Genomic DNA, 9,099 nt, shown 5'->3' with positions numbered 1-9,099 from the left:
TGTTGGGATAACTCCCGATTTTTTTCTTTTTGGCCATTGGTGCAATTCCCGGTGGGCGACTGCTCGCAAAACTACTGATTAATATCCGTCGGCGTGGCGGAGTAAGGGGGACTTAACGATTTTTAACGAAAAGATGGAAGCGGTGCTCTTCAATTACGCTTCTCCAACTCGTCCCGAATCTTGGCGGCTTTTTCGTACTCTTCCTTTTTTAGAGCCTCGTCCAGCATTTTTTGGAGCACATCGTTGGACATATCCCGAATCTGCTCATTGAATGATCCCTTGGTACGGAGGGTTTCACGCACCAGCTCGTCTTCATCTTCTTCTCCCTCCTCTTCGTTCAAACCACTGGCAACGATACCTGCTTCTGATAGAATGGTTTCAAAAGTGTAGATAGGTACATCAAAGCGCAGGCCGATCGCAATGGCATCGGAAGGACGTGAGTCAATTTCAACCTCACGCAAATCGTCACCGCAAATTATTTTAGCGTAGAAAATGCCTTCACTAAGGTCCGAAATGACGATTTCTTTCAAAGTATAGTTAAGTGCTTCCGCAAATGATTTGAACAAATCGTGTGTCATGGGCCGATTGGGGACTATGTTCTCGATTTGTACTGCGATGGCCTGAGCCTCAAATACTCCAATTATGATAGGCAAGCGGCGATTACCCAGTTCTTCACCCAAAACCAAGGCAAAAGAGCCCGTTTGAGATTGGCTGGGCGACAGCCCTAATATTTCTAATTTAATTTTTTTCACTTGACAAAGTTAAATCTGGGTGAAAGAAATGCAGGTGGGGACGAGAACTCCTCCAAAAAATAAAAATGCAAAAATAGAAAACCCGTCCTGCATTAAAAAATGCAGGACGGGTCAAATTGGGCTGTTGAAGTTTATTTCGAGGCTTCCACAGCTTTGGTTAACCTAGGTAGTATATCGAATACGTCACCCACGATACCGTAGTCGGCGGCTTTAAAGAAGGGTGCCTCAGGATCTTTGTTGATGACCACGATCGTCTTAGAACCATTTACACCCGCCAAATGCTGGATCGCTCCTGATATGCCACAGGCAATGTATAGGTTTGGGGCCACCTTGATGCCCGTCTGCCCAATGTGTTCATGGTGAGGGCGCCAATCCAAGTCAGAGACAGGTTTGGAACAACCAGTGGCGGCGCCAAGGGCTCCTGCCAGTTCCAGCAATGGATCCCAATGGTCGGGCCCCTTCATGCCCCGGCCGCCCGATACAATTATATCAGCGTCTGTGAGCGATAACTCCGAACCGGCTTTTTCTACATTCTTTACCGTAGCGGCAAAATCAGAGTCACGCAGAGTGGGTGAAAAGGATTCAACACTGGCTTGGGCATCAGTTTCTACTGCCTCTACGGCGTTTTTGCGTACAACCAGTACTTTTACGTCCGTATTCATTTCTACGGTAGCAAAGGCTTTTCCGGTGTAGATCGCGCGCGTTACCATGAAGCCGCCGCTCGTGTCAGGCAGATCAGTGACGCCCGATACGATGGCAGCTTTTAATTTGGCTGCGGCACGGGCGGCAACAGCATCGCCCAGGCCCGACTTGGCCATGATGACGATTTTGCTGTCTTCCTGCTGGGCGGCCTGCACCAGCACGTCGGCGTAGGCCAAGCTATTTTCATGAGATAGTTTTTCGTCGGCGGCGTGAAGGACTTTCTTAGCGCCGAATTTTCCGGCGGCCTTTAAAGCGTCCGCATCGGCGGCACCGATGGCCAGAACGGTGGCACTTGATTGAGTGTTTTCAGCGACTTTCGAGCCGTAGTATATGGCTTCCAAAGAAGATTTCTTGATGGCACCGTTATCGATTTCTACAAATATGAGTACTGACATCTTTATCTAAATGATGAGTTATGAATGATGAATTATGGGTGGAAGAATTTTCCCTATTTATAAGCCTATGCATATGACAAGTGAAAATACCATTGATCACTCATCGTTTACCGTTTAAAGCACTTTCGCTTCCGTACGCAACAACGTGATTAGTTGCTCTGCGTCTTCGGCGGGGATCATTTTGCATTCACCTTTGGGAGCGGGGAGAGTATATTTTTGGAGTACTGTCATATCCTCCATCGGGATAGCTTCCAGTACGTTTAGTGGTTTGGAGCGGGCGGTCATGATGCCACGCATATTCGGGATCTTCCATTCGGCAATGGGTTCTTGACAGCCCAGCACCAGCGGCAGGTTAGCTTCCAAGTGCTCCTTGCCACCGTCAATTTCGCGGGCGAATTCGGCCTTGCCATCCATGATGTCAAGTTTCATTACAGGTGAGTAGGAGGGAATGCCCAGCATCTCGCCCACCAATCCGTGGACTACACCGCTATTGAAGTCGATGGATTCCCGCCCCATTAAGATAAGGTCGTAGTTATTTTGTTCAGCCACATGGGCGATCTGTGCCGCGACGAAATATGAGTCGGTGGGCTCGGTGTCGATGCGGATAGCGTCGTCAGCTCCTATGGCGAGTGCCTTACGAATCTGAGTATCGGTCTCGCTGGTACCCACATTGAGTACCGTCAAACTACCACCTGACTGTTCCTTTAGCTCCACGCCGCGGGCTAAGGCGTAATCGTCGTAAGGTCCGATGATGTACTGCACACCCGCTTTGTTGAATTGCGTGTTGTCCTCAGTAAAGCTTATCTTCGCCGTAGTGTCCGGCACGGAGGTTATACAAACGAGTATTTTCATTTTTGGGATTTAGAAATTATGGAATGGCTTTTCAACTTATAAATGTCTGCTGCGAAGATACGAAAATATCATAATAGTATGCAAGCATAACATTATTTATGAAATCACCCTTCATAGAAAAACTGTTGACGTTCTATCGAGAGGACCCTAATGATCCTTTTAATCTATATGCCCTGACGCTTGAATACCAAAAAATTGATATTACAGAAGCTGAGAAGCTATATAAGAAACTCCTGCATGATCATCCCGAGTATCTGCCTACTTACTACCAAGCGGCACAGTTTTTTATTGGCATTCAAGATAACGATAGGGCTATTGAAGCCTTCAGAGAAGGCATTGATTTAGCTATCCGACAGAAAAACAACAAAACACAAACAGAATTAACCCGCGCTCGACAAGCCTTTGAAGACGAGCAAATGGATTAGTGAGCATTTCTTATAAAAAAAATATTTCTCAAAATATGAGCATACCAGAACCCGTAAAAAAGTACTTTAATATCATAAAGCAGGCCGGGACAGAGTTTATGGACGACCAGGGCATGAAGCTGAGTGCCGCTCTGTCCTATTACACCATATTTTCATTAGCTCCTATGCTATTGGTGATGATTTCGGCCCTGAGCATCTTTTTCGGGCGGGAGGCAATTCAGGGCGAAATTTTTGATCAAATAAATGGACTGGTTGGGGCCGAGGCCGCCGCTCAATTGCAGGAGATATTGAAAAATGCCAGTCTATCCGACAAGTCAGGCGTGGCGGCAGCGGTAGGAATAGGCACGCTATTAATCGGTGCAACGGGGGTGTTCGCAGAAATTCAGAGCTCTATCAACTACATATGGTCCATTGAGGCACGACCCGAGAAAGGGTGGCTGAAGTACCTGAAAACTCGTCTTTTGTCTTTTTCCATTATTCTGACGTTAGGTTTTCTTTTGCTTGTGTCTCTGGGAGTAAATGCTTTGGTGGATATATTAAGTAAAAGACTGGAGCGAATATTTTCCGAAGCATCAGTTATCATCTTCTACATAGTGAACCTGGGTATAACACTTGTGGTCATTACGACGCTGTTCGCAGTAATATTTAAAGTGCTTCCTGACGGGAAAATACGCTGGAAAGAGTGTTTCATAGGGGCAGCCTTCACGGCTATTCTATTCGGAATAGGTAAGTTCGGTATCAGTTTCTACATCGGCCAGTCTGATCTTGGCGCCACTTACGGAACGTCCGCATCAATAATCATTCTGTTGCTATGGGTGTACTATTCATCTATTATATTATACTTTGGAGCAGAATTCACCAAAGTCTATGCTAACTCAGACGGCACCCACATTCAGCCAGAAGTACATGCAGTAATGATTGAGAAAAGAGTTGTAGGAAAAGACACTATGAAAGGTAGCTAGATATTCCGAAAATACCGGACTTGAATTGCATAAAGGGCGTTTTTTTCGTAACTTGCGAAATATCTGGATTTCATATTTCTGTCCCTCAGCAGATTTTACCCAAAAAGTCTCAACTTACCGACTCAAATTATTCACATCGCTTTCTTATTTAGCCAGGAAAGCGAATAATTTTATGCCTATATGGAAAAAGACGGATTCATCGAAAGCGTAGTTAAATGGGCTCAATCCCACGGATTCAAAGAAATCAAAGCAAATATAGAAGGCTTTGATACGCCCAAATCATACGAGCGTACCCAGGATAATCTGGTGTTTACTCCCGACGTCACAGGTACCAATATGTTCAACAAACATTATCTGGAAGTGTCCCTCAAAAATGATAAGGTCATGAAGGATATATCCAAGTGGAAATTGCTCAGCGAACTCGCCAGCATGAAAGGTGGAAAGCTCTATCTGATGGCTCCGCGGGGGCATGTGAGATACACACGGGACGTAATAAGCCAACATAACATTCCCGCCGAGGTAGTAAAGATCAGTTAACTTCTTTCACACAGCGGAAACCCACGTGGCACAGGCTCGTTTCAGTAGTGGAGGAGGCTGTGCCACCAATTCTGAAACCGTGACACACGGCCGGATCGCACAGGTAGGAACCCCCTACCTGTATTTTTTCGCCCGTCTCATCCGTGATGGCTTCATCTTTCCATTTGGTAGTCCACTGCCATACGTTACCACCCATGTCGGCAATGCCCAGTTTATTGACTCCAAATTCTCCTACAGGTGAAGTATATAAATATCCGTCTTCCACAGTGTTATAGGTAGGGAAACTACCTTGCCAAAAATTGGCTCTGTATTTTCCATTCTGAATCCAATTTTCGCCGCCCCACGAATAAATGTCTTTCTCATCCAACCCAAAACGTGCCGCCAGAAACCATTCTTGTGGGTTGGGGATACGCTTGCCAGCCCACTTGGCGTAAGCCGTGGCATCGTTCCATGATACCTGTGTGACGGGATGATTTGGTTGCGCCTCCGGGCCGTCCGGGCCAAACGGATGCCAATAATCTGCCCCTTCAACCAGCGACCAAGTACCAGTCTTTACATCGAATACACCCGCATCGCCGAAGCGCTCAGCCTGCGTAACGAACTTTGTTTCCTGCACGAACTTATCAAACTCGGCCACCGTTACGGGCGTTTTATCGATGAAAAAAGCATTGATTTCACCACCATCTTCGCTTTCGCCCGCAGGAACGTACACCATTCCCTCTGGCGCATCGATGGGTGCTTCCTGCACCTTGGTGCCATCGCACCCCACCGTCACCGCAACGACAGATAAAGCAAGAAGTCCTATTTTCAGTTTATGAAATTTCATTTGTTTCTAAAAAAAGTCGATTGAACGTAAAAAAAAGACTTGAGTGCTTCCTTTTTACCTTTTCTATAACCTCTCGATCATCTCTTTTATTATCAATGTCATGTTTGGCTCAGCCTTCTTGGCGGCGGTGATAATCTTGGCGATATCCGCTTTTTCCAATTTTTCTGGAATGCCCATGTCGGTTATGACCGACAGTCCAAAGCAACGCAGGTGCATTTGCCGGGCGGCCAGGATTTCGGGGATGGTACTCATGCCTACTGCATCGGCACCAAGCATTCGCAGCATCCGGTACTCTGACCGGGTCTCCAGATGCGGGCCAGGAACGCTAACATACACCCCAGCGTGAACACTAATCCCTTTTTCGCGTGCAATCCCCAGTGCCATAGATACAAATGCCGGGTCGTATGGATCACACATATCAGGGAAACGATCGCCGAGTTCGTCTAGATTCGGGCCTATCAAGGGATTTAGAGGCAGAAAAAGACTGATGTGATCTTTAATTATCATCAAATCGCTCAACCTGTAGAGATCGTTCATACCACCCGCCGCATTGGAAACCATCAAAGTATTGATGCCCAACAGCTTCATAACCCGAACGGGAAAGGCGACTTGCTGCATGGTGTAGCCTTCATAGTAGTGAAAGCGCCCTTGCATACAAATTACTTTTTTGCCAGACAACATACCGAAGAACAATTTTCCAGAATGGAATTCCACCGTAGCTACCGGAAAATTAGGGATATCTGCGTAAGAGACTTCGTGTTCTACGTCAATATCCTCAACTAATGAACCAAGTCCTGTACCAAGAATGATTCCAATCTCGGGCGAAAATTCTTTGGTAAGTCTGTTAAGAAAATCGGCGGTTTCCTGAATTTGTTTGTAGGTCATTAATCAAATAGCAATGTGAGTGAGTATGGGGACAGGAGAGGCTAGTCTTCGCGTACCAAATAACCCTGGACGATATTTTTTCCCGCAATATAGCCAGTTGTCCAGGCATTTTGAAAATTAAAACCACCCGTAATTCCGTCCACATCGAGTACTTCCCCCGCAAAATACAACCCCGGAACGTGTTTGCTTTCCAGTGTGTCATGATTTATTTCCAATAATGAGACTCCTCCCGCTGTCACAAATTCCTCCTTGTAGGTAGTCTTTCCGCTTACTTGAAACTGGCTGTTGGTCAGATTATTTACTAGGCGGTTGAGCGATTTTTTAGAAATATCAAGCCAACGCAAATCGGAAGTAATCTCGGCATTCTCCACAAAAGCGCGCCATAATCGTAGCGGTAGGCCGAACCGCGAATATGTTGCGACCATTTGCTTGGGGTGCGACTGCTTTTCCTGCGTTAAAGTACTTCTGATCTCCGCTTCACTTAGGAAAGGCAGCCAATTAATTCGGCAAGAGAAATTATATCCTTTTTCAGCCAGTATCCTTGCTCCCCAAGCCGACAGCTTCAACACCGACGGACCACTGAACCCCCAATGCGTGATGAGTAGTGGCCCTCGCAAGGCCAATTTAGTATTCATAATTTTAACTTCCGCGTCCGGCACGGAAACCCCCGAGAGCGACAACAGATAATTATTGGGGGTATTAAAAGTAAATAAAGACGGTACTGGTGACGCCACCGCATGGGCATGGTCAGTCAACCAGTCAAATCCTTCACGCTTAGGATGTCCGCCCGACGCGATCAGAAGCCGGTCAGCTCGGAGTGTGGTACCATCCGTTAAGTTTAGTATAAAGTTTTTCTCGGTAAGATGAAATGACCCAACGGCGGTGCTAGTCCTAATCTGCACGTTATTTCTATTCGCCTCGCGCAACAAACAGTCCACAATAGTTTGCGAGGAGTTGCTGATTGGAAACATTCGCCCGTCTTCCTCCGCTTTCAGGGCCACGCCCCGTGCCGAGAACCAATTCACCGTGGCTTGGGCATCGAAGATTGGTAAAAGTCTTTTAAGAAAATTATTTCCTCGAGGATAGTTGCTTACCATCAGCCGATTGTCGAAACAAGCGTGGGTAACGTTGCATCGCCCCCCGCCGGATATGCGTACTTTATTTAACACCGTTCGATTCTTTTCCAGGATTATAATCTCCAAATCAGGCCTTTGTTCGGCAGCGGTAATGGCCGCCAGAAACCCCGCTGCCCCGCCACCAACGATTACAATACGCATAAGGTGCTTATTTATGGGGAACACAAATTCTTAGGTACATATCTAAGTTTTTGGGCATCGATAATCTTTAGGTTTCGTCGCTCTGATGCTTTTGTACCTTTGCAATAAAAACAGCTAAATGAACAACTATCGGGGGGGCTTCAGAATGCCCAACAATACTCTGTTACTACTAATCGTGTTTTTTACAATCGGGCTGTTTCTGCACTACCGCGGTAAGAGTCAGCCCGTAGTGGCATTTTGGGAAAACGTAAAATCTATTTTCTCCGAAGATAACTCATCGCGGGATAACCCTTACAAAGTGCCCGAGCCGGGCAGCTACGATACGTTGGCCTCGGACACCCAACCATCCCGAAACCCGGAGGGTTCAAAAGATAGCCAAAAAACTACCTCTAGTTTAAAAGAAAAGCTCAATCGGCAGGAAGAGGAAATTTCCGACGCAGAGCTAATGCGCATCGTCAATGACAGCGATTTTTTTCTTCCTGCCATCGGTTCCAATGACCAGTTGGTGAGGCGCGTCGGCTATACTTTGAAATATGTAGAGAAGTATGAGCTGCCTGCTTGGGTAGCTTACGTTTTACAACAAGATCAGATCAACGGCAAAGAAGAGCGTGAGAACCAATTCATCCCTGATCCGGCGGTCAGGACCGGCACGGCGGTAAGTAATGACTATACCCGCAGTGGCTACGACCGCGGCCACTTGGCTCCTGCCGCTGACTTCAAAAATTCGTATCAGGTGATGAAGGAGACATTTTACATGAGCAACATCTGCCCGCAGGAGCCACAATTTAACCGGGGCATTTGGCTAGAACTAGAAAAGCTAGTGCGGGCCTGGGCATACAAATACCAAAAAATATATGTAGTCACGGGACCGGTTCTTGAACCAGGTTTACCCACTATTGGCCGCTCGAACCGTGTAGCGGTACCCAGGCAGTTTTATAAAGTCGTACTTTACGTTAATCCACCTTACGTCAAGGGAATCGCATTCCTGATGGACAATAAACCATCGAAAGCTTCACTCGCCAGTTTTGTCGTGCCGATTGACAAAGTAGAAAGCCTGACAGGTGTGGACTTTTTTCCAAGGCTACCCGACTCAATCGAGAACAGGGTAGAAAAGAGGAGTCAAGCGGGTGAGTGGTATCGAATGTAGCTGGGAAATTGTCGAATGATTGAAAAGTATGACAGTTGACCATTGAAATATAAACTTTTTCAATGGTCATACTTAATCAAAAACTAGGTTTTCAACTTCTTCTTCTTCGCGGCGGGAAAAAGTATGTTGTTTAGGATCAATCGATAACCGGCCGAATTGGGATGAAGGTTCAGATCAGTAGGTTCCTCACCAATGCGGTGCTGGTAATCCTCAGGATCGTGACCCCCATAGAAGGTGAAAAAACCTTTGCCGTAAGTACCGTGAATGTAACGAGCCTCTTGCGCTTGTTTGGTTTCGGCCATAATGACCACCTCAGGCTTGATGTATTGGTTCTTATAG

10 protein-coding genes and 1 pseudogene are annotated in these 9,099 nt (G+C 46.5%); 4 read left to right on the top strand and 7 right to left on the bottom strand.

All coding sequences use genetic code 11. The annotated features are described in order from the left end of the window. Window positions 1–149: 149 nt before the first annotated feature. The 3 genes from ACEW8P_RS16100 to ACEW8P_RS16090 all read right to left on the bottom strand — a co-directional run bounded on the left by ACEW8P_RS16100 (window position 150) and on the right by ACEW8P_RS16090 (window position 2,701). The gene (locus tag ACEW8P_RS16100) at window positions 150–752 is read right to left on the bottom strand and encodes a bifunctional nuclease domain-containing protein (RefSeq protein WP_373514104.1); all 603 of its coding nucleotides are present in this window, start codon (window positions 750–752) and stop codon (window positions 150–152) included. A 131-nt stretch (window positions 753–883) separates the two neighbouring features. Then, window positions 884–1,849 (bottom strand): electron transfer flavoprotein subunit alpha/FixB family protein, encoded by a 966-nt coding sequence (locus ACEW8P_RS16095; RefSeq protein ID WP_373514103.1) that lies wholly within the window; start codon window positions 1,847–1,849, stop codon window positions 884–886. A gap of 114 nt (window positions 1,850–1,963) precedes the next feature. After that, a complete protein-coding gene (locus ACEW8P_RS16090; protein ID WP_373514102.1) occupies window positions 1,964–2,701 on the bottom strand; it encodes an electron transfer flavoprotein beta subunit/FixA family protein in 738 nt (245 codons plus the stop codon). A gap of 98 nt (window positions 2,702–2,799) precedes the next feature. Here ACEW8P_RS16090 and ACEW8P_RS16085 point away from each other — a divergent pair, with 98 nt between their 5' ends. From ACEW8P_RS16085 to ACEW8P_RS16075, 3 genes are all read left to right on the top strand, one after another. Continuing rightward, complete coding sequence (locus ACEW8P_RS16085) at window positions 2,800–3,126, top strand: tetratricopeptide repeat protein (RefSeq protein ID WP_373514101.1); 327 nt, start codon at window positions 2,800–2,802, stop codon at window positions 3,124–3,126. Window positions 3,127–3,161: 35 nt separating this feature from the next. Continuing rightward, window positions 3,162–4,088, top strand: coding sequence for a YihY/virulence factor BrkB family protein (locus ACEW8P_RS16080; protein ID WP_373514100.1), 927 nt, complete (start codon window positions 3,162–3,164; stop codon window positions 4,086–4,088). A gap of 180 nt (window positions 4,089–4,268) precedes the next feature. Beyond that, entirely contained in the window at window positions 4,269–4,625 is a 357-nt protein-coding gene (locus ACEW8P_RS16075) for a hypothetical protein (RefSeq protein WP_373514099.1), read from the top strand. On the opposite strand, the gene ACEW8P_RS16070 is transcribed toward ACEW8P_RS16075, so the two are convergent. From ACEW8P_RS16070 to ACEW8P_RS16060, 3 genes are all read right to left on the bottom strand, one after another. Continuing rightward, entirely contained in the window at window positions 4,618–5,451 is an 834-nt protein-coding gene (locus ACEW8P_RS16070) for an SUMF1/EgtB/PvdO family nonheme iron enzyme (RefSeq protein WP_373514098.1), read from the bottom strand. The two genes, ACEW8P_RS16075 and ACEW8P_RS16070, sit on opposite strands and share 8 nt — an antisense overlap. 63 nt (window positions 5,452–5,514) lie before the next feature. Beyond that, on the bottom strand, window positions 5,515–6,336 hold the full coding sequence (locus ACEW8P_RS16065) for a purine-nucleoside phosphorylase (protein WP_373514097.1): 822 nt from the start codon (window positions 6,334–6,336) through the stop codon (window positions 5,515–5,517). A gap of 41 nt (window positions 6,337–6,377) precedes the next feature. Continuing rightward, the gene (locus ACEW8P_RS16060; protein ID WP_373514096.1) at window positions 6,378–7,613 is read right to left on the bottom strand and encodes an NAD(P)/FAD-dependent oxidoreductase; all 1,236 of its coding nucleotides are present in this window, start codon (window positions 7,611–7,613) and stop codon (window positions 6,378–6,380) included. Between the two features lie 118 nt (window positions 7,614–7,731). Here ACEW8P_RS16060 and ACEW8P_RS16055 point away from each other — a divergent pair, with 118 nt between their 5' ends. Then, on the top strand, window positions 7,732–8,760 hold the full coding sequence (locus ACEW8P_RS16055; RefSeq protein WP_373514095.1) for a DNA/RNA non-specific endonuclease: 1,029 nt from the start codon (window positions 7,732–7,734) through the stop codon (window positions 8,758–8,760). 83 nt (window positions 8,761–8,843) lie between these two features. On the opposite strand, the pseudogene ACEW8P_RS16050 reads toward ACEW8P_RS16055, so the two are convergent. Then, window positions 8,844–9,099, bottom strand: a pseudogene (locus tag ACEW8P_RS16050) (asparagine synthetase B); the annotation flags it as partial.

The organism is Persicitalea sp., from assembly GCF_041751555.1.
Classification (GTDB): Bacteria; Bacteroidota; Bacteroidia; order Cytophagales; family Spirosomataceae; genus Persicitalea.
The sequence above is the reverse complement of the archived record's forward strand: the minus strand, read 5'-3'. Positions and strand labels throughout refer to the sequence as shown.

Bases quoted from the DNA above. Each gene is read 5' to 3' on its own strand.
- ACEW8P_RS16055 (WP_373514095.1), top strand. From the start codon at position 7,732: ATGAACAACTATCGGGGGGGCTTCAGAATGCCCAACAATACTCTGTTA.
- ACEW8P_RS16060 (WP_373514096.1), bottom strand. From the start codon at position 7,613: ATGCGTATTGTAATCGTTGGTGGCGGGGCAGCGGGGTTTCTGGCGGCC.
- ACEW8P_RS16075 (WP_373514099.1), top strand. From the start codon at position 4,269: ATGGAAAAAGACGGATTCATCGAAAGCGTAGTTAAATGGGCTCAATCC.
- ACEW8P_RS16090 (WP_373514102.1), bottom strand. From the start codon at position 2,701: ATGAAAATACTCGTTTGTATAACCTCCGTGCCGGACACTACGGCGAAG.
- ACEW8P_RS16095 (WP_373514103.1), bottom strand. From the start codon at position 1,849: ATGTCAGTACTCATATTTGTAGAAATCGATAACGGTGCCATCAAGAAA.
- ACEW8P_RS16065 (WP_373514097.1), bottom strand. From the start codon at position 6,336: ATGACCTACAAACAAATTCAGGAAACCGCCGATTTTCTTAACAGACTT.
- ACEW8P_RS16085 (WP_373514101.1), top strand. From the start codon at position 2,800: ATGAAATCACCCTTCATAGAAAAACTGTTGACGTTCTATCGAGAGGAC.
- ACEW8P_RS16070 (WP_373514098.1), bottom strand. From the start codon at position 5,451: ATGAAATTTCATAAACTGAAAATAGGACTTCTTGCTTTATCTGTCGTT.
- ACEW8P_RS16080 (WP_373514100.1), top strand. From the start codon at position 3,162: ATGAGCATACCAGAACCCGTAAAAAAGTACTTTAATATCATAAAGCAG.